The sequence below is a fragment of the Pantoea nemavictus genome, from assembly GCF_037479095.1.
GTDB lineage: Bacteria > Pseudomonadota > Gammaproteobacteria > Enterobacterales > Enterobacteriaceae > Pantoea > Pantoea nemavictus.
The window spans coordinates 697,776-722,887 of the sequence record NZ_JBBGZW010000002.1 but is presented as its reverse complement, the minus strand read 5'-3'; the positions used below and the strand labels follow the sequence as shown (position 1 = coordinate 722,887).

24 protein-coding genes are annotated in these 25,112 nt (G+C 55.0%); 12 read left to right on the top strand and 12 right to left on the bottom strand.

The genetic code is table 11. The features are described 5' to 3' along the window. The first annotated feature begins 2 nt into the window (after positions 1-2). Entirely contained in the window at positions 3-1,085 is a 1,083-nt protein-coding gene (locus WH298_RS22955; RefSeq protein WP_180824193.1) for an ABC transporter ATP-binding protein, read from the top strand. A gap of 108 nt (positions 1,086-1,193) precedes the next feature. On the opposite strand, the gene WH298_RS22950 is transcribed toward WH298_RS22955, so the two are convergent. After that, positions 1,194-2,603, bottom strand: a complete 1,410-nt coding sequence (locus tag WH298_RS22950) for an MFS transporter (protein WP_049851195.1) — start codon at positions 2,601-2,603, stop codon at positions 1,194-1,196. Positions 2,604-2,719: 116 nt separating this feature from the next. On the opposite strand from WH298_RS22950, the gene WH298_RS22945 reads away from it, so the two are divergent. Beyond that, positions 2,720-3,574 carry a helix-turn-helix transcriptional regulator gene (locus tag WH298_RS22945; protein ID WP_180824192.1) on the top strand — a complete coding sequence of 285 codons (855 nt, stop codon included), beginning with the start codon at positions 2,720-2,722 and terminating at the stop codon, positions 3,572-3,574. Positions 3,575-3,578: 4 nt separating this feature from the next. Here WH298_RS22945 and WH298_RS22940 read toward each other — a convergent pair whose 3' ends face one another. Further along, positions 3,579-4,571 carry a glycosyltransferase family 32 protein gene (locus tag WH298_RS22940; RefSeq protein WP_180824191.1) on the bottom strand — a complete coding sequence of 331 codons (993 nt, stop codon included), beginning with the start codon at positions 4,569-4,571 and terminating at the stop codon, positions 3,579-3,581. A 340-nt stretch (positions 4,572-4,911) separates the two neighbouring features. Here WH298_RS22940 and WH298_RS22935 point away from each other — a divergent pair, with 340 nt between their 5' ends. Next, the gene (locus WH298_RS22935) at positions 4,912-5,619 is read left to right on the top strand and encodes a phage antirepressor KilAC domain-containing protein (RefSeq protein WP_180824190.1); all 708 of its coding nucleotides are present in this window, start codon (positions 4,912-4,914) and stop codon (positions 5,617-5,619) included. A gap of 72 nt (positions 5,620-5,691) precedes the next feature. Here the strand turns inward: WH298_RS22935 and WH298_RS22930 are convergent, their stop codons facing one another. The 6 genes from WH298_RS22930 to WH298_RS22905 all read right to left on the bottom strand — a co-directional run bounded on the left by WH298_RS22930 (position 5,692) and on the right by WH298_RS22905 (position 11,342). Further along, positions 5,692-6,183 carry a GNAT family N-acetyltransferase gene (locus tag WH298_RS22930; RefSeq protein ID WP_180824189.1) on the bottom strand — a complete coding sequence of 164 codons (492 nt, stop codon included), beginning with the start codon at positions 6,181-6,183 and terminating at the stop codon, positions 5,692-5,694. Positions 6,184-6,672: 489 nt separating this feature from the next. Then, a complete protein-coding gene (locus WH298_RS22925; RefSeq protein WP_007889722.1) occupies positions 6,673-7,698 on the bottom strand; it encodes a Gfo/Idh/MocA family protein in 1,026 nt (341 codons plus the stop codon). A 120-nt stretch (positions 7,699-7,818) separates the two neighbouring features. Further along, on the bottom strand, positions 7,819-9,000 hold the full coding sequence (locus WH298_RS22920) for an NAD(P)/FAD-dependent oxidoreductase (RefSeq protein ID WP_180824188.1): 1,182 nt from the start codon (positions 8,998-9,000) through the stop codon (positions 7,819-7,821). Between the two features lie 118 nt (positions 9,001-9,118). Beyond that, on the bottom strand, positions 9,119-10,060 hold the full coding sequence (locus tag WH298_RS22915; protein ID WP_180824187.1) for a 2-hydroxyacid dehydrogenase: 942 nt from the start codon (positions 10,058-10,060) through the stop codon (positions 9,119-9,121). Positions 10,061-10,305: 245 nt separating this feature from the next. Then, on the bottom strand, positions 10,306-10,881 hold the full coding sequence (locus tag WH298_RS22910) for a PIN domain-containing protein (protein WP_180824186.1): 576 nt from the start codon (positions 10,879-10,881) through the stop codon (positions 10,306-10,308). After that, positions 10,881-11,342, bottom strand: coding sequence for a helix-turn-helix domain-containing protein (locus WH298_RS22905; RefSeq protein WP_007889732.1), 462 nt, complete (start codon positions 11,340-11,342; stop codon positions 10,881-10,883). Before WH298_RS22905 ends, WH298_RS22910 begins: the two co-directional genes overlap by 1 nt. A gap of 259 nt (positions 11,343-11,601) precedes the next feature. On the opposite strand from WH298_RS22905, the gene WH298_RS22900 reads away from it, so the two are divergent. From WH298_RS22900 to crtB, 5 genes are read left to right on the top strand one after another with little or no spacing between them, the layout of a single operon-like run. Beyond that, positions 11,602-12,507, top strand: a complete 906-nt coding sequence (locus WH298_RS22900; RefSeq protein WP_049853044.1) for a polyprenyl synthetase family protein — start codon at positions 11,602-11,604, stop codon at positions 12,505-12,507. 14 nt (positions 12,508-12,521) lie between these two features. Then, a complete protein-coding gene (locus WH298_RS22895; protein ID WP_180824185.1) occupies positions 12,522-13,799 on the top strand; it encodes a glycosyltransferase in 1,278 nt (425 codons plus the stop codon). After that, positions 13,799-14,968, top strand: a complete 1,170-nt coding sequence (crtY, locus tag WH298_RS22890; protein WP_180824184.1) for a lycopene beta-cyclase CrtY — start codon at positions 13,799-13,801, stop codon at positions 14,966-14,968. The genes WH298_RS22895 and crtY overlap by 1 nt, the downstream gene beginning before the upstream one ends. Next, positions 14,965-16,446, top strand: coding sequence for a phytoene desaturase (locus WH298_RS22885; RefSeq protein WP_180824183.1), 1,482 nt, complete (start codon positions 14,965-14,967; stop codon positions 16,444-16,446). Before crtY ends, WH298_RS22885 begins: the two co-directional genes overlap by 4 nt. Continuing rightward, positions 16,443-17,372: a 15-cis-phytoene synthase CrtB gene (crtB, locus tag WH298_RS22880; RefSeq protein WP_180824182.1), complete on the top strand. Its 930-nt coding sequence runs from the start codon at positions 16,443-16,445 to the stop codon at positions 17,370-17,372. Before WH298_RS22885 ends, crtB begins: the two co-directional genes overlap by 4 nt. Here the strand turns inward: crtB and WH298_RS22875 are convergent. Continuing rightward, positions 17,311-17,844, bottom strand: coding sequence for a sterol desaturase family protein (locus WH298_RS22875; RefSeq protein ID WP_180824181.1), 534 nt, complete (start codon positions 17,842-17,844; stop codon positions 17,311-17,313). The genes crtB and WH298_RS22875 overlap by 62 nt on opposite strands. Positions 17,845-18,079: 235 nt before the next feature. On the opposite strand from WH298_RS22875, the gene WH298_RS22870 reads away from it, so the two are divergent. After that, entirely contained in the window at positions 18,080-19,270 is a 1,191-nt protein-coding gene (locus tag WH298_RS22870; RefSeq protein WP_180824180.1) for a CynX/NimT family MFS transporter, read from the top strand. Here WH298_RS22870 and WH298_RS22865 read toward each other — a convergent pair. From WH298_RS22865 to WH298_RS22855, 3 genes are all read right to left on the bottom strand, one after another. After that, a complete protein-coding gene (locus WH298_RS22865) occupies positions 19,263-19,607 on the bottom strand; it encodes an ArsR/SmtB family transcription factor (protein WP_007889758.1) in 345 nt (114 codons plus the stop codon). The two genes, WH298_RS22870 and WH298_RS22865, sit on opposite strands and share 8 nt — an antisense overlap. Before the next feature lie 97 nt (positions 19,608-19,704). Then, positions 19,705-20,646: a sugar phosphate isomerase/epimerase family protein gene (locus tag WH298_RS22860; protein WP_180824179.1), complete on the bottom strand. Its 942-nt coding sequence runs from the start codon at positions 20,644-20,646 to the stop codon at positions 19,705-19,707. Positions 20,647-20,654: 8 nt separating this feature from the next. Continuing rightward, positions 20,655-21,833: a Gfo/Idh/MocA family protein gene (locus WH298_RS22855; RefSeq protein ID WP_180824178.1), complete on the bottom strand. Its 1,179-nt coding sequence runs from the start codon at positions 21,831-21,833 to the stop codon at positions 20,655-20,657. Between the two features lie 405 nt (positions 21,834-22,238). Between WH298_RS22855 and WH298_RS22850 the strand changes: the two genes are divergently transcribed. From WH298_RS22850 to WH298_RS22840, 3 genes are all read left to right on the top strand, one after another. Then, a complete protein-coding gene (locus tag WH298_RS22850) occupies positions 22,239-23,252 on the top strand; it encodes a LacI family DNA-binding transcriptional regulator (RefSeq protein ID WP_180824177.1) in 1,014 nt (337 codons plus the stop codon). 17 nt (positions 23,253-23,269) lie between these two features. Continuing rightward, the gene (locus tag WH298_RS22845) at positions 23,270-24,094 is read left to right on the top strand and encodes a sugar phosphate isomerase/epimerase family protein (RefSeq protein WP_180824176.1); all 825 of its coding nucleotides are present in this window, start codon (positions 23,270-23,272) and stop codon (positions 24,092-24,094) included. 276 nt (positions 24,095-24,370) lie between these two features. After that, positions 24,371-25,099, top strand: coding sequence for a gluconate 2-dehydrogenase subunit 3 family protein (locus WH298_RS22840; RefSeq protein WP_049853055.1), 729 nt, complete (start codon positions 24,371-24,373; stop codon positions 25,097-25,099). Positions 25,100-25,112: the final 13 nt, after the last annotated feature.

Below are 25,112 nucleotides of genomic sequence, written 5' to 3'. Positions count from 1 at the left end.
TTATGGCCAGTGTTGAACTCGTAAAAGTGGCCAAACGCTACGCAAAACAGTCGGTGCTGCATCCGCTCGATCTCACCATTCCTGACGGCAGTTTTACCGTTTTGTTCGGCCCATCCGGCTGTGGCAAATCCACGCTGTTACGTCTGCTGGCCGGGCTGGAAAGCCTGTCGGACGGCGCGATTTTGATGGATAAGGTGCAGATCAACGATCGCGATCCGGCCGATCGCGATATCGCCATGGTCTTTCAGAGCTATGCGCTCTATCCGCACTTAACGGTAGCGGAAAACCTCGCGTTTCATATGCAGGTGAAGAAAGTGAAGCGCGAGGAGCAGCAGAGCAAAATTGCGCGCATCGCCGGGATTCTCGGCATCGACAAGCTGCTGCAGCGCTATCCTCGCGCCTTATCAGGCGGGCAGCGCCAGCGTGTCGCGATGGGCCGCGCGATGGTGCGGAATCCCAAAGTGTTTCTGTTCGATGAACCACTATCGAACCTTGATGCCCAGCTGCGCATGGAGCTGCGCGCCGAGATCAAATCGCTGCATCAGCGTTTCAAAACCACCATGGTTTACGTGACGCACGACCAGGTGGAGGCGATGACGCTCGCCGACCAAATCGTGGTGATGAAGGATGGCCGCATTGTGCAGCAAGGCGCGCCGCTGGCGATTTACGATCGTCCGGCCGATACCTTTGTTGCGCGCTTTATCGGCTCACCGCCAATGAACCTATTACCGGCGCAGCTGATCACGCGTGATGGCGTGCCCGGCGTGCAGTGCCAGGATCTGTGGCAACCGCTGCCCACGCGCTGGCAAGCGGCGGCGCGCGAGCGTGCAGGCGCAGCAGTGACGCTCGGCGTGCGTCCACACGATTTGCTGGAAACCCGCAGCAACGCAGCGGCGCAGGTGAAAGTGGTGGAGATCACCGGTGAATCAACCTTGTTGCATCTTGAATGGCACGGTCAGGCGTTGCATATGCAGATCGCCGGTCGCCATGCAGCGGTGAGCGGCGACAGCATTATGCTGGGCTTTAACGCCGAGAAGATTCATTTGTTTGATGCGGAGACCGGACTGAGATTAGGTGAGTCTTAATTTTATCGTTTCCAGGTGCGCATAAATGCGCACCCTACAACATACGGGTGCTGACTCGGTAGGATCGCCATTTATGGCGACCAGAACTTAGGTGAGTGCAAAATACCTTTACCCTTCCGCCGTTACCGGCTGAAAAGTGCGGCGATTAAGGCTGGTGAAAATCACCAGCAGCGCCATCATCCCCAGTTCTACGCCGAGCGTGCCGGTAATCGCCGTCAGATGATTACCGTGCGCGTAGATCTGCGTGAAGACCCCGCCGAGCAGCATCGGACCTAAACCCAGCGCCGATTGCTGGACGGTAGAAAGCACCGCGCTGCCGGCACCCGCCTGGTGATGCGGCACGCCGCTCATGCCGATGCGATAGAAGGTACTGACGATAAACGACTGGCCAAAACCAATCAGCACCGTGGCGGGAATCAGCGTGAAAATGCCGACCTGCGGCCAGGCGAGTTGTAGCGTAGCGATCAGCACCAGCAGGCCAACCATCTGAATGCCGCAGCCCATCAACAAGGTTGCACGCTTGCCCAAACGCTCGACGACACGCGTCGATTGCATCGCGCCAATAAAATACGCTACGCCAAGCGCAATAAACGCGTTACCCGACTGGAACGCCGTCAGCCCTAATCCGGCCTGCAACGTCAACGCCACTGAGAACATAAAGCCGCTCCAGCAGGAGAAGAACAGCACCGCCAGGGTTAAACCAAAACGCACGCTTGGCAGACGCAGCAAAGAAGGTGGCAGCAGCGGCGCTCCTTGTGCCGCTTCCAGGCGCAGCGAACTCTGGCGCAGACGATGCAGAAACAGCGGGAACAGTACCAGCAGCAAAATGCACGGCCACGACCAGTGCAGCAGCGGACCCAGCGCCAGGGCCAGCATCAGACAACCAATCGCGCCCGCCAGCAGCAATGTGCCGCTAACATCTACCGGCACTCGCTGGGTGTTCTGGGTTTCCGGCACAAAGCGGCGCGCGGTGATCAACACAAACAGGCAGATCGGCAGATTAATCAGGAACACGCTGCGCCAGCCGTAACCGCCAATGTCGGCTTTGATAAGAAAACCGCCCAGCACCTGACCGATGATAAATGCCAGTCCGCCAATCCCACCGTACAACCCGATTGCGCGCGCGTGCGCTCTGCCCTTTAGCGTGATGTGCAGCGTAGCGAGGATTTGCGGCACGATAAAGGCTGCGCCCACGCCCTGTAGCGCACGGGCAAACATCAACAGACTGACGCTGTTAGCGATGCCGCATAATAAAGATGCAATACCAAAGATCCATACTCCCGCGAGGAATACGCGACGGCGTCCGTAGTTATCACCCAGACGTCCGCCCATTGCCAGACAGATGGCAAAGGCAATGCCGTATACCGCAACGATTAACGCCAGCTCAATCGCAGTGGCCTGTAGCGTGTGGGCCATCGCGTCCAACGCCACGTTAACAATTGAAAAATCGATCATGGGCAGCAGTTGCCCGGCAAGCAGGACCATCAATCCTGTGCGTTGTAGTTGCGATGTTTGCATCGGTTTTACCCTTGTTTTTGGTTGCTATACCACATAGCATCACCTAACCGTTAAACGGGTACCAGTTCTTGTTTATCATGGTATAAATACTACCCGCTTCGTCTAAGGATCTGTTTATGAGCCTGGCATCCGCGCCTGTTAGCGCCGAACATAACAACCGCAAATTACTGGGGACTTTTCTGCGCACGCGGCGCGAAAACCTTGACCCTAATCGTCTAGGTTTGCCGCGCATGCGCCATCGCCGCACGCCAGGTTTGCGACGTGAAGAGGTCGCGCAGTTAGCGGATGTTGGCGTCACCTGGTATACGTGGCTGGAACAGGGGCGGGATATTAAGGCCTCGCCGAAAACCCTGACGGCGATTGCAGCCGCGTTGCAGTGCAATGATGTGGAAACCCAGCACCTGTTTTCGCTCGCCGGGCATTCGTTGCCGTCGGTGCGCGTTGCGGCAGCCTGCTGCAAAATCGCCGCACATAATCAGCAAATGCTCGACGCCATCCAGTTGCCCGCCATTATTGAGACGCCGCGCTTCGATATCCTTGGCTACAACGCTGCATGGTGTGCGCTGATGGGCGTCGACCTGGCCGAAATCGCGCCGGAAGATCGCAACTGCATCTGGCTGGCGTTCAACCATCCGATATGGCGTAACGTCATTAGTGACTGGGATGAAGTGATGCCGCAAATGGTGGCGATGTTTCGTGGGCAGATGGGCGAGCACCTTGGCGATCCACACTGGGAAAGCTATCTTGCCCGCTTATTGAATAGCTCAGATGAGTTTGCCCACACCTGGCAGCGCTATGAATTGGGCCAGGTGGAGAACCGGGTGAAACGTTTCTACCGCGCGGAAGTGGGTGAACTCACGCTGCGGCAAAATAACTGGTGGTCGGCGTCGCGCAACGGCGATCGACTGTTGGTGTATGTGCCGGACGATGAAAACAGCGCCACGGCACTGCAACAGCTGATCAAACCCTAATCGACTACGCCTTGCCCGTCAGCGCCGGAATCGGTGTTTGCGGGCGAGCGCCCTGCTGGCGGGTCAACAAGATCTGTCCCAGCAAGCTATCTTTGTTCACCACGCCATATTTCAGGTTAGTGTCGAGATATTTACGATCAAACCCCGTCAATTTGGTCAGCGGCGGCAGCACCGCAGGCAAACGATCCACCATCAACATGCGGCTCAATTTAACCGGACGCCACTCCACCAGGCTCTGATAAAGCAACGCGCTGGCTTCGCATTTCCGCAGATAGAAGTTGTATTGATTGTTTTCGCGTAACGCCTGCTGCTGTGCGATATACACCACCAGATAATCGGGCGGCGTAATGCCCTGCACAATGGTTTCGTAATCAGGCAGCGCGAGCAGACGACGGAAAAACTCATCGGCACCGACTTCCACAATCGGGCGGAAGAAGTGCAGCCAGCGCGCTATAAAGGCGTTATTTTTCGGCGCGGCAAGAAACCAGGATTCAATCACCGGATAGGCTTTATCCAGCGTGGAGCTGTCGCGATAAAACGCGATCAGGTCATAACGATCCGCGCTGTTCACCGCCAGCAACTCATCCATGGTGCGATTGAGAATAATGGTGGCATCCATCCAGATCCCGCCGTAGCGATGCAGCAGTTCCAGCCTGATGACATCACTTTTGTGTGAAGGTCGCATATCCTGATGCACGAAGTGTAAACCCGGCAGGTAGTCCTGAATATTCAGGTTATTAATCACCGTAACCTGATAGCCGGGATTTTCGCGCACGATTTTATCGACAAAAATCTGCACTTCCGCCGGCAACGTTTCACTTTCCCAATACATCCAAATCTGACGCGGTATGGCGGCAGGTGCCGTCTGGCGCGGCAGCAAATTGATATCCTGCTCCGCAGCCGGATTGTAGTCAGGTAGCGTTCTGCGTTTGGTAAGCTTTTTCTCTGCCAGTAAACCTAATGAGACCAGATGGGTTTTGAATTTATTCTTTTTCATGGTTTCTCCAGCAGCACGGCCGCTAGTGACTTAATCATTGCTGTTAAAAAAAGGCGTGCATCAGCCCTACGGCAAAGGGTCGTAGATAGCTGATAAAAGCCCGGAAAATTGAGACAAAATTAACAAACAGCACCCGGAACGACAATTTAATAAACGGGTTAAGCGTCACTTTAAGAGAATACGTAGAACTGTGGGGTCGCCGCGCCCCTGGTTTGTGAAACGTTACGCAAAGCCGAACATCTTACAAGAACGGTTAAAATTAATACTGGATATATAAACAGTAATGCGTATACTAATTCAACAGCCAAAGGGCTAAGTGAGTCTGCAAGAGGTGATAATGATGATGATCTCAACCGAAAGTCTGTCTGCTTTGAATACATCCTTGTTGATGGGCAGTCGTGAAATTGCCAGGGTCATAGGCATCACACACGGTGAAGTGAAACGCCTGATTAAAAGCCTGGAAACCGCCCAGCGTCTTTCCCAGCCGCTGACGGTTAATCATTATGAGCATCTGGGTGAAATGCGGCAGGAGTTGCAGCTCAATAAGCGGGACTCATTGTTAGCCGTGGCGCGACTCTCGCCCGGTTTTACTGCGGAAATACTCGATCTTTGGCAGCAGCGTGAACAATTTACTCATCTGCCCGATTTCACCAATCCGGCCGAAGCGGCCCGCGCCTGGGCGGAACAGTTTGAACAGCGTCGCGCTGCCGAACAGCAACTTGCGTTATCTACGCCTAAGGCTGAATTCTTTGACCGCTTTGTCGAAGTTGAAGACTCGCTCGGCTTTCGTCAGTTGTGCAAAATGCTGAAAGTGAAGGAAACGGAGTTTCGTGAATTTCTCTTAGCGCGCAACATTATGTACCGTGAAAAAGGCACGCTGGCACCACAGCAGCATCATATGCAGGCGGGTTATTTTACGCTGCGATCCGGCCGCGGCGAAAATCAGCATGCGTTTTCGCAGGCACGTTTCACCGCTAAAGGCGTGAAATGGGTGGCGAGTTTATGGGCGGGACATATGTCGGACCAACCGAAAGGTGTCGCGGCCTAGATGCGCATTTTGCGCATCAAACTTGGCACGTATGACGCACCTGACGGTTTAGCCGGGTGCGCACTGGAATAATTACAGCGTCATTAGCATCTCGTGCCACTCCATTCCGCCATGATCGGACTCGGACGGTTTGATGTATTGATATCCCCACTTTTTATACAGCTCAACGTGCTGGGTTTTACACATGAGGTGAATGGTTTGCTTGTTCATCAGCTTCATGCGCTCAATAAACTGGCGCATCAGCAGCGACGCATAGCCTTTGCCCTGGAAAGCAGGATCGAGCACTACTGACATAATCACCGCATTGGGTGCCGCAGGATCGTGGCCGATAAGCTCTTTGAAATCCTCATCCGACATCACCACGTCCCACGCACAACCCGCATTGATAAAACCGATGACTTCACCGTCTGCTTCCAGGCACAAAAAGCCCTGTGGATATTGCGCGATGCGGGTAGCTATTTTCTCGGGCGTTGCCGCCTCATCACCTTCATAGGCTTCAATTTCAATCGCGTAACAACGATCCACATCTGCCCGCTTCGCTTCTCTAAACACTAACGTCGACACAACTAAACCTCATCGTTTTACTTCTGAACGACGGTCATTCTAACAGGCGAGGAGAATAGGCGTGCTGATTGATCTGCCTGCTGCATATAAAGTTACCTGGTCGCCATGAATGGCGACCCTACAGGCGTTATACCGATGGTGATTTAGAAAAACGCATTGATGCTGCAGCGCGGGTGTTGAGGCGACATCCCAGCCCGCTGAGCGAGTGAGGGATTCCAGGGCGAGCCGCAGGGATGCGGCGAGAGGCGGCGCTGAGCAGGAGCGAATCGCCGCCGGTCCGTCAGGAATCGCGAGGGATCGAAGGCACCGCGAAGCGGCGGGATGGGCTGGCGCAGGGCCGGGGAGTGCAGAGGGCGCGGCCAGGCGACCTCTGCTCGGTCGCCGCACGACATAGCTGAAACTACTCCAGTCGATGGCGAACGAAAGTCGCTCAGCGCTGAACTAATCGGCATTATGCCATTCATGGCGACCGATGAACCGAATATCAGGTTAATCGATGGTCACCACGCGATTTTCCCGCGAGCTGATAAAGGCGGCATCCAGTACCGCCAATACGTCAATGGCTTGTTTGGCGGTCACCGGCGGTTCGTTACCGTTGCGCACCGCTTCGGCAAAGGCTTCATAGTAGGCGTGATAGGCGCCCTGCTCCGACGGCACAGCTTCGTCGCCCTCTGCGTGGTGTAAAGTGCCCCAACGGTCGCGTTGCTCGAAGCCCCAGTTGGCCAAATCATCCGCTGGGCGCTTACCGGCAAAAATCGCCTGCGCCTGTACATCGGTGCCTTGAGAAAGATAGCTGCCCTTCTCGCCGTAAACGCGCAACTCACGCGCTACAAGATGATTCACCTTGCTGGATGAAACATAGGAATGGCTGCCATTTTTATGCGTGAGTGTGATGAAGAAGCTGGCGTCGGTTGGACCTTCATCCACCTCAATAATGTCCAGTTGTGCGTACACGCTGCTAACCGGGCCCAGCAGCCATAACGCCTGATCGACCAGATGACTTCCCATATCACGCAGCAAACCGCCGTTGGGGCCGCCTTCCAGCGTTTCCGGTTCGTCGAGATCCATACGATTATGCAAACGCCATACTTTGCCCAGGCGTTGCTGCTCGATCAGTTTCTTCAGCGTCTGGATATCTGCATCAAAGCGACGGTTGTGATAAACCCCTAGCACCACGCCTTTCTCCTGCGCCGCCGCAGCCAGCTCACGGCCGGTTTTGGCATCCGGCGCAAAGGGTTTATCGGCAATCACCGCCACGCCTGCATCGATCGCTTCCAGCACCAACTCTCGGCGGGTTTGCGGCGGCGTAGTGATGGTGACGATATCTACCCCCGCTGCCAGCATTTCGGTCAGGCTGGCGTAAATCGGCACATCGGGGAAATCCGCTTTCACTTTCGCAATGGTTGCCGGTGCGCGGGCGACAATCCCCGCCAGCTCAAGCCCTTTTGCTGCCGTGATAAAGGGGGCGTGGAAATTTTTGCCGCCGGTGCCGTAACCCACAATGCCAATTTTCATGCTTGCTCCGTGTGCGTTAAAAGAGAAGTTAATGTCATTACCAATAACATATTAGTAACAACTTAACGCGTTCAGCCACACAAAATTGGCATAAAAATATCATTTTAAAAGAAAATGGCTTTACTGTGCCGCCGGGAAATTCCGTTTGATCGGTGCGAATTCTTCCACACTTTTCCCCAACAGACGCTGCGGGCGGAAGTCACTCAGTAATTCACTCGCCACATCCTTGACCAACTCCTCAGCCACCAGCTTGCCAATCAGCGGCGAAAGCGTGATTCCGCTGTGCGTCACCGCCACATACACGCGCTGATGCGGCGTCACATAACCCAGCGCGGGCAAACCATCTGCAGGTCGCGCACGTTGCCCCACCACGATCTGTTCAATCTGCAACTCGCCAGCATTGTCAAACAACGCGTGATAACGTTCGCGGAACTGCCCGGCGATATCGCTGTGGAGGGATGGTGGTGCGGCGGAATCGGCCAGATGATCCAGCTCGAGCGCTTGCAGCAGCAAACGTCCGCCGCCATCCGGGCGCACGTTAAGTTGCGGCGAGATAAGATTGGCGTGCAGCGACAGCGGTTGCGGCGCGGTACGCACCAGGAAGCTGCAGGCCACCGCGTTGGGTTTGCTGGTATCCAGCAGCGCCAGATTGAGGCCAAGTGAATTCAACAGCTGATTGGCCCAACGCCCGGTGGCCAGCACCAGACGATCGCCCTGCCACTGCTCGCCGTTTTCAAGTTGGAGGGTAACTTGCGTAGCACTCTCGCTGATGCTGATGATGCGCTGTTGCTGATACAGCACCGCGCCATGCGCTTTAGCCTCTGACCATAAACGCGCCAGATAAATTGCGGGATGCAACACCGATTCGCTGGGGAAATGCCACACGCTGCCGCTAATCGCTTGCGCGCGCAGCTCAGGAATATCGCGCAGCACATCAGCTGGCGAAGCTTCACGCGCCGCATAGCCAAGCGACTGCAGCGACGTTGCGCGCTGCAGTAAGCGCTGCTGCGCATCGCCCTGCGCGGCCCACTCCCAGGTGCCGCCGGTCTCCAGCCAGCGCAAACCGTTCGGCTGCGCCTGTTGCAGTTTGCGGTGCTCTTCCATTGATAGCGCATTAAGCTGGTGATAACTGTGCGGCTGTTTGCCGTTGGAGTTAACCCAGGCGAACGTGGTGCTGCTGGTTCCTGCACCGATATGCTGCTGTTCGAATATTGTGACTTCAATGCCCTGCAAGGCTAAAGCGCGCGCCACCGCTAAACCGATAACGCCGCCGCCAATAATTGCAATTTTTTGTGCTGTCATAATGGGCTCCTGAATAAAGTACCAATAGCATAACAGCCCAAACAGATGAGATTTGCGATATCTTAATAAGGATTGTGGCTCAGGTTATAAGAATTTCATCTGAATACCGACATCATAATTATACCGCTGTCAGAATCTTCCCATCAGCGAAATAGGCCAGCAAATTCTCCAGTACATTATTGGTCATTTGCGCACGTGTTTCATGGGTTGCGCTGGCAATATGGGGAGTTAATAGCACATTATCCAATTGACGCAGCGCCGGATTAATAATCGGTTCTTGCGGATAGACATCCAACGCCGCACCTTTAATGGTTCCCTGCTGTAAGGCAGCGATCAGGTCCGCTTCATTGATGACCGTGCCGCGCGCGATATTGATCAGCACGCCCTCTCTACCCAGCGCTGTCAGTACTTTTGCATCGACTAATTGCAGGTTTTCCGCGCTGCCCGGCAACGCCAGCACCAGAAAATCGCTAAATGCTGCCAGCTGCTCAATGTTGTCGCAACGCTTATAACTTACCTCTTTCGCCGTGCGCGCGGTATAAGCCACCTGCATGCCAAAGGCTTCGGCTCGGCGGGCAATGGCTAATCCAATTGCACCCAAGCCAGCAATACCGATTCTTTTCCCGCTGGCGCGACTGGAGAGCGCTACCGCATTGTTTTCCCAGGCACCCGACTGCGCAAATTGATGGTAAGCCACCAGATTGCGAGAAAATGCCAGCGTCAAAGTCAGAGCTAAATCCGCAACGTCATCGGTGAGGATATCGCGCGTAATACTGATCTGAATATCATGCGCCGCAGCATAATTAAGGTCGATACGATCGGTACCCACGCCAAATACCGCAATCGCTTTACACTCTGGCAGCTGCTCCAGCAGTGCAGTCTCAACCCCAACGTCGCCACGCGTGACAATCGCCTTAATCGCTGTGCCGTGCCGCGCAATAAATACCGCCGGATCGGGCTGTTCATATAAACGATAGCAGTGAAAATGCTGGGTTAGCTTTTCATCCAGCTGTGGCATCAGCGGCTGAATTATCAAAATAGCAGGTTGTGAAGTTGTCATTATATTTTCCATTAGGTGTATTTATTTGCCACCAGCCTAACGGAGTTATTTATGTTACGGCGCAGCTGTTACTTTTTTCGCTAATACGATCACACTGAAAAGGGGAAATGATAAATCGCGTGGAATGAGAAAAATGACAGTTAGTATCCATGGTTTAGGTAGCGCACAAGGTTTTCCTGCTCGAAATCTTGCTTAATTTTATGGCAACAGCCCCAAATATTAATAAAAATACAAAATCAACGAGGTTAAATTAGAAAGCGAAACTTGTCTAAAGCACTTACTGTCATAGGTAAACCTTGTCGTAAAAGAGAACCAAGATAATCGCTCACACACATTTCAGGATTTTTAAAGCATGCGCGCTGAGCATTCACTGCTTGCAATACCAACGCCTGATTTAAGTCGAAAAGATCCATTATAAACTCGTCAGGATGAAGGGCTTCAATGTGAAATTCTGTCATCAAATCTGCTGGAAAATCTTTTAAATTTATCGTGACAATGATTTCAGCCTTACACCTGATAGCGGTCGCTACCACATGGCGGTCATTCGGATCGGGCAGTGTGATGCCTGGAATTAGCGGCTCAAATCCAGATACCATGGCATCCGGAAGCGCTTTATTCATCAACGCCTCAGTACGAGCAAGCTGCTCATAAGTTATTTCAGGTCGATTTGCGCGTAAATTACGCTGCCATTCATTCTGAATAATTGAGGTCCATTTCGGTTGGTAAAGCCCCGTCAAACCAAGACGAATCAATACATCACGCAACGTGGATGGATATAAAACACATGCATCCAACACGACGGCAAAAGGTGAATGGTTCATTAGTAAAAATTAAGTTCCTGGCCCTGGTCAGCCAACGCTTGCATTGCATCATTGCTCTCTTGGGCGCGTTTTTCTTTGAAATTCATAAGATCAGCGAAGAGTACGCGACGATGGCGACCTGTTTTATGGTATGGAATCTGACCTTCTTCTAATAGCTTCACCAGATGTGGACGTGAAACGTTTAAAATATTCGCCGCTTCCTGCGTTGTTAATTCAGCGTGTACAGGAACCACCTGAACTGCATTTCCTACAGCCAATTCACCCAACACCGACATCAGCAGCGTTAGCGCCGACGTAGGAAGTTCGATGTAATGTGTCTCGTTATGCACATCCTGAATGGATATTTTTTGCGTTTCCAGTTTGGTGGAAAGATAAGTCGCGAGATCCCTCTGCCCACGCAAAGCAGCCTCAATCTCCTTCGGAGCCGGGAGGCTCACGTTATCCAGAATTGAGTTTTTCATAAGTTTTCCAACTAGCAGTGAGTGATTAACACGGGTTTTAATGAGCGAATAGTAATCGAAACAAACGAAAAAAACAATATTCGAAATAAACGAAAATAATCGATACCGATCATAACGTGAAGCAGCTCAGATTTAAGTCAATCCTACCCTTGGGGCGTTCTAAATCTTTCGACCACGTGGCGCCCGCTGGCGAACTCACCTTACGCAGTCTACGGTTAATCAAAAAGCATAAAAATTTCACCAACCATGGATAGCCACGATGACCGCCCATGTCGATACCACAGCACATCAGGAAAGCGAACTTCTTCAGCTGCAGCAAAATTTACAGGCACATCTTGAGCATTTGCTGCCTGCGGGTCAGCCTACCGATCGCGTGCGTGCCGCCATGCGGGCCGGGACTTTGGCGCAGGGCAAACGCATTCGACCTTTATTACTGATGCTGGCCGCGCGCGACATGGGGTGCGAGCTGACTCAACATGGTCTTCTCGATCTCGCCTGCGCGGTAGAGATGGTGCACGCAGCATCGCTGATTCTTGATGATATTCCATCAATGGATAACGCGCAGATGCGGCGTGGTCGCCCCACCGTGCATCGCGAATTTGGTGAAAACGTGGCGATTCTGGCGGCCGTCGCCCTGCTTAGCCGCGCTTTTGAAGTGATTGCGATTGCACCCGGTTTGCTCGCGCAGCACAAATCCGAGGCGATTGCTGAACTCTCCTCCGCCGTTGGCCTGCAAGGATTGGTGCAAGGGCAATTTCAGGATCTGCATGAAGGCGCGCAGAGCCGCAGCCCGGAAGCCATCGCGCTAACCAACGAATTGAAGACCAGCGTGCTGTTTCGCGCCACGCTGCAAATGGCGGCGATTGCCGCTGATGCTGCGCCGCAGGTGCGGCAACGTCTCAGCCTCATCGCTCAGGATTTGGGTCAAGCTTTTCAGTTGCTCGACGATCTCACCGATGGCTGCAAACACACTGGAAAAGATGTGAATCAGGATCAGGGCAAATCCACCCTCGTACAAATGCTTGGTGCTGATGGTGCGGAACGTCGCCTGCGCGATCACCTGCGCAGCGCTGATGCGCATCTCGCCAGCGCCTGCCATCGCGGCATCGCCACTCGCCAATATATGCACGCCCTGTTTAATCAACAGCTGGCGATGTTCAACTGAGCGCGGCTCCGCCCGTGGGCCACTTTGCGGTGATTGCGCCGCCGCTTTACAGCCACTTTCACGCCTTGCAGGCGCTGGCACAAACGTTGCTGGCGCGCGGCCATCGCATCACGTTTATTCAACAAGCCGATGCGCGCACCTTGCTCAGCGACGAACGTATTGATTTTGTTGCCGTCGGGCAGCAGACGCATCCTGCCGGATCGCTGGCGCCGGTGTTGCATCGCCTGGCGTCGCCGGGCGGCTTATCGCTGTTTCGCGTGATCAGGGATCTTGCCAACACTACCGACATGTTGTGCCGCGAGCTTCCGGCGGTATTAAAGGCATTAAAGATTGATGGTGTGATCGCGGATGAAATGGAGGCGGCGGGAGGTTTGGTCGCGGAGGCTTTACGTCTGCCGTTTGTATCGGTGGCCTGCGCGTTGCCGGTCAATCGTGAAGCCGGCATTCCACTGGCGGTCATGCCCTTTCGCTTTGCCCAGGACGAGAAAGCGCTGAAACGTTTCCAGGCCAGCAGCGATATCTATGATCGTATTATGCGGCGTCACGGCGAGGTGATCCGCAAACATGCACGCGCGTTTAACTTAACCGAGCGCAGCGGTTTGCATCAGTGCCTGTCGCCGCTGGCGCAAATCAGCCAGATGGTGCCCGCGTTTGATTTTCCGCGTCAACATTTGCCAGCCTGTTTTCATGCGGTGGGCCCGCTGCGCGCCCCGATTTCGCCTGCGCCGCTCAATGCGCCCTGGCCAGCGCTACGCCAGCCGGTGGTGTATGCCTCGCTTGGTACGCTGCAGGGCCACCGTATGCGGCTGTTTCTGCGTCTGGCACAGGCGTGCCGTCAGCAGCGGCTGTCGCTGGTGATCGCCCATTGCAGCGGCCTGAATGCGCATCAGGTGCACCAACTTGAGCTGACCGGTGCCGCGTGGGTGACCGATTTCGTTGATCAGCGCGCGGCATTGCAGCATGCGCAGCTGTTTATCACCCACGCTGGCTTGAATAGCGCGCTGGAAGCACTTGAGTGCGGCACGCCAATGCTGGCGCTGCCGATAGCCTTTGACCAGCCCGGCGTGGCGGCGCGCATTGAGTGGCACGGCGTGGGCCGCCGCGCTTCACGTTTCAGCCGCGTCCCGCAACTGGAACGTCATTTACACCAGCTGCTAAACGACGAGCGCTATGTGCTACGCATGTCCGCGATTCAGGCGCAGCTGCAGCGCGCAGGCGGCTGTCAGCGTGCGGCGGATATCGTCGAGCAAGCGTTATGCCAGCAACAAGTTGTGCTCGCGGAGGCCACCTAATGCACGCCCAGTACGATGTGATTCTGGTCGGTGCCGGACTGGCGAATGGCCTGATTGCGCTGCGCCTGCGCCAACTGCAACCGCAATTGACTTGCCTGCTACTGGAGAGCAACGCGCATCCGGCGGGAAATCATACCTGGTCCTTTCATCGCAGCGATCTCACTGCTGAACAGCTGAGTTGGCTGGAACCGCTAATTTCCGTGCGCTGGCCAGGTTATCAGGTCCGTTTTCCCGCGCTGCGTCGTACATTGCACGGTGAGTATTGTTCGATTTTCTCAAGCGATTTTGCTCGCCAGCTGAAAGACGTCATCGGCGACGATCTGTGGTGTAACGCGCCGGTAAGCGTGGTTTCACCTACGCAGGTGACGCTGGCAGATGGCCGCGAACTTCATGCGCAGGTGGTGATCGATGGTCGCGGCTTGCAGTCAACGCCGCATCTTCAGCTGGGTTATCAGGTGTTTGTCGGACAAGAGTGGCAGCTGGCACAGCCGCATGGTTTGCAGCAGCCAATATTGATGGATGCCACCGTCGACCAGCAAGCGGGCTACCGTTTCGTCTACACGCTGCCGCTCAGCGCCGACCGCCTATTGATTGAAGACACCTACTACGTTAATCAACCCACGCTGGACGAAAACAGTGTACGCCAACACCTCGCCGACTATGCCGCGCAGCAAGGCTGGAAGCTCAGCATGCTGCTGCGTGAAGAGCATGGCGTGTTACCCATTACCTTAAGCGGTGATATCGATCGGTTTTGGCAGCAACAGCGCGACCAGCCTAGCAGCGGGCTGCGTGCCGGATTATTTCACGCCACCACTGGCTATTCATTGCCGTCAGCCGTCGCGCTGGCAGAGCGGGTTGCCCGCAGCTTGCCCGGCGACGCCAGCACGATCAGCCAGCAGATCGAACGCTTTGCGCGTCAGCAGTGGCGCGATCAGCGCTTTTTCCGCCTGCTGAATCGCATGCTGTTTCTCGCCGGACGTCCCGAGCAGCGCTGGCGCGTGATGCAACGTTTCTACCGGCTCGACGCCGGACTGATTAGCCGCTTTTACGCCGGGCGACTGCGCCTGCGCGACAAAGCACGAATTTTATCCGGCAAACCGCCGGTGCCCATCGGCGAAGCGCTGCGCGCGCTATTGATGACTTCAGGTAATACAGGGAAGAAAAAATGAAACGCACTTACGTGATTGGCGCAGGCTTTGGTGGCCTGGCGCTGGCGATTCGCCTGCAAGCCGCGGGCGTGCCGACAACCTTGCTGGAGCAGCGCGATAAACCGGGCGGACGCGCTTATGTGTTTGAGGATGAAGGTTTTACCTTCGATGCCGGGCCAACGGTGATCACCGATCCCAGCGCCATTGAAGAGTTGTTCACGCTAGCAGGAAAATCGCTCAGTGATTACGTCGAACTGATGCCGGTGACACCGTTCTATCGCCTGTGCTGGGAAGATGGTAAACAACTCGATTACGATAACAATCAGCCGCTGCTCGAGCAGCAGATTGCCACGTTCAACCCGCAGGATGTCGCTGGCTATCGCCAGTTTCTCGCCTATTCGCGCGAGGTGTTTAAAGAGGGTTATCTGAAACTCGGCACGGTGCCGTTTTTGCATATTCGCGACATGCTGCGCGTCGCCCCGCAGCTGGGTCGTTTGCAGGCCTGGCGCAGCGTTTACAGCATGGTAGCGAAATTTATTCAGGACGATCACCTGCGCCAGGCGTTTTCCTTTCACTCATTGCTGGTCGGCGGTAATCCTTTTGCAACCTCGTCGATCTATACCTTAATCCATGCGCTCGAGCGTGAATGGGGCGTGTGGTTTCCGCGCGGAGGCACCGGCGCGCTGGTCAAAGGCATGGCGCGACTGTTTGAAGATCTCGGCGGCGAACTGCTGCTGAATGCCGAAGTCAGCCAGCTTGAAACCACAGGTGACCGGATTAGCGGTGTTGAGCTCAAGGATGGCAGACGTTTCGCCGCCGCCGCCGTGGCCTCAAATGCCGATGTGGTCCATACCTACGACACGCTGCTGCGCCAGCATCCGCACGCCCGCAAGCGGGCGACCTCGCTGAAGCGTAAGCGTATGAGCAACTCGCTGTTTGTACTCTATTTTGGCCTGAATCAGCCCCATACGCAGCTCGCACATCACACGGTGTGTTTTGGTCCGCGCTACCGCGAGTTGATCGATGAAATTTTTAACAGCAGCGAGCTGGCAGAGGATTTTTCGCTCTATTTACACGCGCCCTGCAGCAGCGATCCTTCGCTGGCACCGCCGGGCTGCGGCAGCTTTTATGTGTTAGCGCCGGTGCCGCATCTCGGCACCGCTGACATCGACTGGCAACAGGAAGGACCGCGCTTGCGCGATCGAATTTTTGCTTATCTGGAGCAGCACTATATGCCGGGACTACGTCAGCAATTGGTGACACACCGCATGTTTACCCCGTTTGATTTTCGCGACACGCTGCATGCCCATCACGGTTCGGCGTTTTCGCTGGAACCGATTTTGACGCAAAGCGCCTGGTTCCGTCCGCACAATCGTGATGCTGATATCAGCAATCTTTATTTAGTTGGCGCGGGCACGCATCCCGGCGCGGGCGTGCCGGGTGTGATTGGATCGGCCAAGGCCACCGCCCAGCTAATGCTGAAGGATCGCCACCAATGAACCGTCAGCCACTCCTTGAGCAAGTCACGCAAACCATGGCGGTAGGTTCGAAGAGTTTCGCCACCGCCGCTAAATTATTCGATGCACCAACGCGCCGCAGCACGCTGATGCTGTATGCGTGGTGCCGCCACTGCGATGATGTGATTGATGGACAAACGCTAGGCGAAGGGGGCACGCAACACGCGGTGGAGGATGCGCAGGCACGCATGCACCATCTGCAGATTGAAACGCGTCGCGCCTACAGCGGTGCCCACATGGATGAACCGGCGTTTAAGGCTTTTCAGGAGGTGGCGATCATCCACCAGTTGCCTCAGCAGCTGGCGTTTGATCATCTGGAGGGTTTCGCCATGGATGCCCGCGATGAACACTACGCAACCTTCGATGACACGCTACGCTACTGCTACCACGTCGCGGGCGTCGTCGGCTTGATGATGGCCCGCGTGATGGGCGTTCGCGATGAAGCGGTGCTGGATCACGCCTGCGATTTAGGGCTGGCATTTCAGCTGACTAACATTGCTCGTGATATCGTGGAAGATGCGCAAAACGGCCGCTGCTATCTGCCGCAAACCTGGCTCGAGCAGGCTGGATTACGTGCCGAAACGCTTGGCGATCCGCAACATCGTACCGCGCTGGCATTGCTGGCAGCGCGCTTAGTGGCGGAAGCGGAACCTTACTATCATTCGGCACGATCCGGCTTGCCGGGTTTGCCGCTGCGTTCGGCGTGGGCCATTGCCACCGCACACGGCGTTTATCGCGAAATTGGGGTAAAAGTTCAGCAGGCCGGTGCACATGCGTGGGATGCTCGGCAGCGCACCAGCCGGGCGGAGAAACTGGCGCTGCTGGTGAAAGGTGCGGGTTCCGCCATTACTTCACGCGTGGCTCGTTCTGAGCCGCGTCCGGCTGATTTGTGGCAACGTCCTCGTTGAGTTTGCGTCCGTGGCGCTGGCGCAGCGTGGCCTGCAGCTTGCTGAGCGACGGCGCATACAGGAAGCCAAATGATACGCAGCCTTCACGTCCACGTACCGCATGATGCATGCGGTGCGCCATGTACAGGCGCTTGAGATAGCCTTTGCGCGGGATGTAGCGAAACGGCCAGCGTTGATGTACCAGACCATCGTGCACCATGAAATAGAGCGCGCCGTAAGTGGTCATCCCAGCGCCAATCCACTGAAGTGGCCACAAGCCCTGCACACCGACATAAATCAGCACAATCGCCAGCACCGCAAATACCACTGCGTAGAGATCGTTAAGCTCAAACTTACCGCTGTGCGGTTCGTGGTGTGATTCATGCCAACCCCATCCCCAACCGTGCATGATGTATTTATGCGAGAGCGCCGCGACGATTTCCATCACCACCACGGTCGCTAACAGAATAAGCGTGTTCCAAAACCAGAGCATTGTTCGTCCATTTGTGGAAAAGGGGGAAATACTAAAGGTGGACGCGGATAGCGGATGGCGCAAGGTAAGTGTCAAATTACAGATTATCTAGCGTTAGGTTTCTTGGCTGTACATCCGCCACTTCACTGGTTAATATTGCCCTCCTTTCAGCGGCCTGCCGCCGCTGCGTAAGCGTTAACGTCAACCAACGCACCATATGCAGACCTGGTCTGCCTCATTGTTATGGTGCGAAAATATGACCCATACCGCTTTATCTGCGAATCCTGCCCTACGTCGTTCTGGTTTTTTCCTGTTTTTGCTGCTGCTGACGGCGGCCAATTTGCGCACGCCGATTACGGCGGTCGGTCCGGTGCTGGAAAATATTCGTCTGACGTTTGGCCTGAGCGCCAGCGCGGCGGGGGTGATTAACTTCTTACCGCTGCTGATGTTTGCCACCTTAGCGCCACCGGCTGCGTGGTTCGGCAATCGTTTTGGTCTGGAGCGCAGTTTATGGGGCGCGTTGCTGCTGATTACGCTGGGATCGGTGCTGCGCATTAGCGGCAGTGAAAATGCCCTGTGGGCCGGCACCGTAATTCTCAGCTCCGGTATTGCTGCCGCCAATGTGCTTCTGCCGCCGCTAATTAAGCGTGATTTCACCGAGCATACCGCGCGTTATATTGGGCTGTATGCAATGACCATGGCGATTACCGCCAGTATCGCGTCTGGCGTTGTCGTGCCGCTGGCAGAGTTGAGCAGCGCAGGCTGGCGTCTTTCGCTGGCGGTATGGCTGATTCCGGCGATAGTCGCGCTGCTCGCCTGGCTGCCGTATTTGAAAAAGCCCGCCACTCAGAAAAAAGGTACAGCCAGCGCCACTCTCCCGCGATCGCCCTGGCGCGCCGCATTAGGCTGGCAGGTTTCCCTGTTTATGGCTTGCCAGTCGCTGGTGTTTTACACCTTAATTGGCTGGTTCACCCCTTTCGCGCAAGACAGCGGCATCAGTCAACTGGAAGCCGGCGGCATGCTGTTTGTGTATCAGATAGTGGCGATCGTTTCGAATCTGGCCTGCATGAGCGCCTTGAAGAGAATGCGCGATCAGCGCGTAATCGGTTTTCTCGCGTCACTGGCAATCTTTGCGGCCGTAGCAGGGTTGCTGCTTGCGCCGAACTACGCGCTACTGTGGCTGATTCTGGCGGGGCTGGGGGCGGGAGCGTCAATGGTGATTTGCCTGACGCTGTTTAATCTGCGCACCGGTGATCATCTGCAGGCCGCGAAATTATCGGGCATGGCGCAATGCGTCGGTTATGGATTGGCGGCGCTCGGGCCGTTGTGCTTTGGCCTGCTGCATGACGTCAGCGGCAGCTGGCAGTGGCCGCTAATGTTGCTATTAGTGATTGCGGCGTTGCAGATGGTGGTGGCTACGCTGGCGGGCCGCGCGCGGGTTATTTAACGTGGAACTCATTCAGCGTGGCGGTGGTGAGCGCATCTTGCTCAGTGGCACTCAATAACGAATCCAGTAAACCGGGAAAACGCGCATCGAGATCGTCGCGTCGCAGCGACAGCAGGTTTTCGCGGCCGGACGGTTTCTGCCAGATAATGCCGCCCTCGCGCAGCACGCGCCAGTGATGGGTCAAGGTGGATTTCGATACGCCTTTCAGCAGCGACCCGCAGGTATGTTCACCGCCATCCGCCAGAATACTGACTACCGTCATACGCATCGGATTGCCCAATGCCGCTAGTACATTTTCCAGACGAATATCAGCGCGCGGTGGGTGATTTTCCAGCATGGCTTGCCTCTCAATTGTTCGTATAAGCATGAATTATCAGGCAGGCGCTGGAGGAAGTACAGCACACGGCGAGCGCAAACCCGCCGTGTATTGCACCTTACTGGCTAAGGGTTTGCTTGAGTGCCGCAATTGATGAGGTGATGCCGGCGTCCACCGACATGGTAAGATCTTCCATCTCCAGCGATACCCAATCGTTGTAACCCATCATGCGCACCACCGAGAAGAACTCCTTCCACCACTGCAGATCCTGGCCGCAGCCCACTGCAACATAGTTCCACGCACGGTTGGCAACGTCTTCCACCGGTTTGGTTTCCAGTAAGCCGTTAATGTTCACCAGCCCACGTTCCAGTCGCACATCCTTGCCGTGGCAGTGATGAATCGCCGGGCCGAGCGCGCGCGCGGCAGCAATCGGATCGGCTCCCATCCACAGCAGATGGCTGGGATCGAGATTCAGCCCGACCATATCGCCCACCGCATTGCGCAGACGGAACAGGGTTTCCGGATTCCACACCAGCATCGAGCTGAAGTTTTCAAGTGCAAACTTTTCGACGCCGCTGGCTTTGGCACGTTCCACCAGCCCTTGCCAGTAAGGAATTGCCACTTCATTCCACTGATAATCGAGGCAGTTTTTCAGCGTGGGCGGCCAGCTTACGGTGTAGGTGATCCAGTTGGGAATGGTGTCATGCGGGCTAGCGGGCGGCAGGCCACTCATCATGACGATTTTCTTCACGCCCAATTCACCGGCCAAAACCAGCGCGTTTTCCGTATCGCGCTTGTGCTTATTGCCCAACTCGCCCGGATCGAGCGGATTTCCCGACACATTCAGCGCCGCAATTGACATGCCGCGACTCTCCAGCGCCTGCAGCAACTGCTGCCGTTGCGTCGCGCTCCCCAGCAGCGCTTCGGTGCGCAGATGCGGTGCCGGGGACCAGCCACCGGTGGTCATTTCAACGCCGTAAACCCCCAGCTCCAGCAGTTTATCCAGCATCTGTTCAAACGGCAGATGACCCAGGCTATCGGTACAAAAAGAGAGTTTCATGGCATTCCTTATTCGTAATTAACCCAGCTCGCGCCGTTATCCGCAGACCGCACGCAGTTTTCGATCCAGCGCACACCTTCAATCCCGGCGTTGATGTCCGGATAGATGAGGTTATCGAGCGTCTGTTGGTCGCCGCGTTGCGTGGCGCTGATGGCGATGGCTAATTTGAGATAGATATTGGCCCAGGATTCCGCCAGCCCTTCGGTATGCAGCGCCCCGAGACGTTCATCAGCCAGGGCGCTTTCGTGCAGATACGGCATGCCGTGATGCATAATCTGATTCGGTTGGCCCTGCACTTCATACTTCAGCTCGCCCGGGTTGTAATCGCTCCACTCCAGGCTGGCACGCGAACCAATCACCCGAATGCTTTGGCTGTCCATCGAGCCGGCGTTGATGGAGGACGCCCACATGCGCCCTACCGCACCGTTGTCGTAATGCATCAACACCATCGCGTTATCTTCTAGCGGTGCGCGCGACGGAATGAAGCTCTGGCGATCGCACAGCAGCGATTTCACTTTCAGCTGCGGTAGCACCAGCTGTGAGATGTAGAAGGTGTGAGTAGAGATATCCCCAAGGACAAATGAAGGTCCGGCAATTTTGGGATCGACCCGCCATTTCTGTGCTTCGCTGAACTTGTCGGCGCTGTCATTAGCGCTAAAGCCGTGGGTGTATTGCAACTCCACCATGCGCACATCACCAATTTCGCCATTAGCGATCATCGCGCGCATCTGCATCAGCAACGGATGGCCAGAGAATCCGTACGTCACGCCAACGATCAAGCCTTTCGTCGCGGCCAGTTGTTTGATTTCCTGCGCTTCGGCACAGGTGAAAAACAGCGGCTTCTCGCAAATCACGTGAATACCAGCATTCAGAGCGGCTTTGGTGATTTCATAGTGAGTGCCATTTGGCGTGGCAATCGATACCACTTCCACGCCATCTTCCCGCTTCGCCTCTTCGGCCAGCAGTTGCTGATAATTGTCGTAGCAGCGTTCTGCCGCCAGGCCGAGATTGACGCCAAAATCGCGACCGCGCTCGGCATCAATATCAAACGCGCTCGCCACCATTTGATAGGCGGTGTTATCACGCAGGGCGCCAGAACGGTGTTTATAGCCAACCTGGCTTAGACGACCGCCGCCGATCATGGCCCAGCGCAATGGACGTGGGATACTCTTTTCACCGTTGAGCATAACAACTCCTGTTAATTTTGCACCCGGGTGCAAAATGAATGGCAGTAAGATTCGAGGGTATTTATTCTGCTAACATTAACTTTGTTACCGGGTGCAAAAAAGCCTGCACTCATGAGTATAAACGCCATTTTTTCGCGTTAAACTGAGCGAAATGTCTGCGATATTGACTTTCCCGTCAATCTGGCAAAGTGCAAATCAGCGAAATCGATCACAAAATCTTAATGCAATGCACCCGATTGCAAAAAATGTTGCAATCGGGTGCACTGATCAAACATAATCGCAACATCATAAAAACAAAATTATTTGTCGCGCTTTGCGCCAAATGCGTGCGCTCAGGTGTTTATTTTCCGTTGGCTTTAACGTTCAATGCTGGGGGTCTTCCGCTAATACCCCTACGCAGGTGCTATGAGTAAACCAACCGAAAAACCACACAAAGCCACCGCCAGCGACGTTGCACGATTGGCAGGCGTCTCGAAATGGACGGTCTCGCGCGCTTTTACGCCGGGCGCGTCAATTTCTGATAAAGCGCGCGAACGCGTCATGGCCATTGCCAGCGAACTGGGCTATCGCCCTAACCTGCTGGCACGCAGCCTGTCGCAAAAGAAGACACATATTATTGGCGTGGTGATCGACGAGCTAAAAAATCCGCACACCATGCTGATGCTCGACACTGTCACCCGCCAGCTGCAACAGCGCGGTTATATGGCGCTGCTGTTGAATATCGGCAGCGGCGAAAATTATCGCGCGGTGCTTTCGCTGGCCGACCAGCTGCAGGTTGATGGCATGCTGTTCCTCGGCACGGTGCTGAGTGATGAATTAATCGCCGTTGCGCGCGAGATGCACCACATTCCGTTAGTGCAGGTGTGCCGTAACAATGATGAGCCTGGCATTGAAGTGGTCAGCATTGATGGCTTACATGCGGGCGAAAAGCTGGGTGAACTGCTGCTGGCACAGGGTTATACGCGCATCGGTTACATGATGGGACCCGCCACCAGAAGCCACCACACGTTGCGTCTGGAGGGCCTTCAGCTCGCGCTGAACGATGCAGGCTTGCAGCTCGACGTGTTGCTGACGGCAGGCGCTTATGCCCGCGAGTGTAGCTATACGGCGTTAACCGATTACCTAAACGCGCAAGCGCCCGATCAGCGCATCGAAGCGCTATTTTGTGAAAACGATGTGCTGGCACTCGGTGCATTAGCCGCACTGCGCGAAGGTGCAGGCAATAAATTTATGGCGGTGGTGGGCTTTGATGACATCGATGAAGCCAGTCTGCCGAGCTGGCAGCTCACCAGCTTCAGCCAGCGTATTGATTTGATCATCACAGAAGCCTTAAACCGGCTGATTGATGGACGTGCCACTCCAGGTGGCGTTTGGTCTCAGGGAGAATTGCGTGTTCGTCGCTCTCACCTGAAGCCGTGAGGTAACAAGGAGGAGAGATGAAGTTGTCGTTGCATGGCGTGTCTGTTTGGTACAGCAATGCCGTCACTCAGTTACGCATCGCCCATGAAACGGGCTTTAGCGGATTAGAAATCCTGCCAGAACATCTGTATCGCTATCTGGATAACGGTGGCAGTTATGCCGCCTACCGCGATTTGATGGCGAAATACAGCATCGAGATTACCTGCATCAATGCACTGAAACGCATTGGTCGCCATGAGCCACAAGCGCGAGCCGAGCTGATGCAAGAAGCGGAAAAAATCTGCCAGGCCGCTGTGGAGCTGCGTTGTCCAGTGGTGCAAATCATGGCGCTGACCGAACTTGATCACCTGACTAATGCCGAGCGCGATGCCATCCTGCTGGACAACATCTCCGCGATTGCCGATATCGGTGCGCCGCTCGGCATCAAATTCCAGATTGAAGTAGTGGCGTTCACCGCGTTCAACTCACTGCAGCACGCGCTCGATCTGATCAAACAGAGCGGCAAAGATAACCTGGGTGTGGTAGTGGATTTCTGGCATCTGCATGCGGGCGGCGCTACCACGCCAGCGGAAGTGGCGCGCATGGATAAAGATCTGATTTACGGCGTGCATTTCTGCGATGGCCGCGCGGCTAAACCGGGCGAGGCCTGGGACGAATGGGTGCAACGTAACTATGCGCCGGGTGAAGGCGATGTGGATATTGCCGCCTGGGTCGAAGCTGTGAAGGCTACCGGATACGCTGGCGTCTGGTCACCAGAATTATTAAGCCCGCATAACTGGGAAGATGACCTGTGGGATATTTCCCGTCACTGCATTGATGATATGAATAAATATATTAATTAACAGAAAGGGAGCCCGATTAACGGGTTTCCCATGAAGCTTATTTGCCATGGCGCGGAAAACCTCCAGCCTGATAAATAGCGCGTTGGCCCTATTGCAACGCGCGATGCGTATTTTAATACCTTCTGCCAAAAAATAATAACGAACGTGGATTCGTCGATGACGCCTGTGCGCTATTTGCATTGGGCATCACTGCGTCTGTCAGTTTAGAACGTCGTGCTCTGTAAATAATAATCTGTGGTGTCCATCTGAGGATGGAATGATTAAGGGATAAGAAGTATGAACCGAAGAGAAGCGCTCTTTTCACTCAGCGGCATTGTTGCATCGCTCGCCGTCGCGCCGCAGCTGCGCGCTAAAGAGCTGCACAACGTCCCGCTGGAGACCCAACTCAGCTCCGATCACCTGCCCCAGCCGGCATGGCGAGACGGCTATCAGGTACTCACCAACCCATTGGATCGACAAAACCTGGCGGCCATTTTTGATCGTCTGATCCCCGCCGATGATCTTGGCCCATCCGCCAGTGAAGCGGGCGCGATTGAATTCCTCGATAACCAACTAGCGGGTGATTATGGTTCTGGCGCAGCGCTCTATTTACAGGCGCCGCTGCACCCGGAAAATGAAGAAGCATTGATGGGCAGCCCCCAATTTCTCACGCCACCGAAAGCGCGCTATTTAACCGGCTTAGCGGCGCTGGAAAAGTGGGCACAGCAACATCATCAGGCCTCACTGCATACCTTAACTGCGCAGCAGATCGATGAATTTCTGACAAAGATGGAAGACGGCAAAATTGATTTAGGAGCAGACGTAAATAGCCAGGCGCTTTTTGAATTAATGCTGCAAAACGCGCGTGAAAGCTATTTGGCCGATCCGATTTATGGCGGTAATAAAAATATGGCGGGCTGGAAGATGATCGGTTTTCCCGGTGCGCGCTATGACTATCGTCCTTATATCGAACGCCGTAACGAAAATCTGGCACTTATTCCCGTCAGTCTGATTCCTAACGATTAAATAGCCGGAGCTG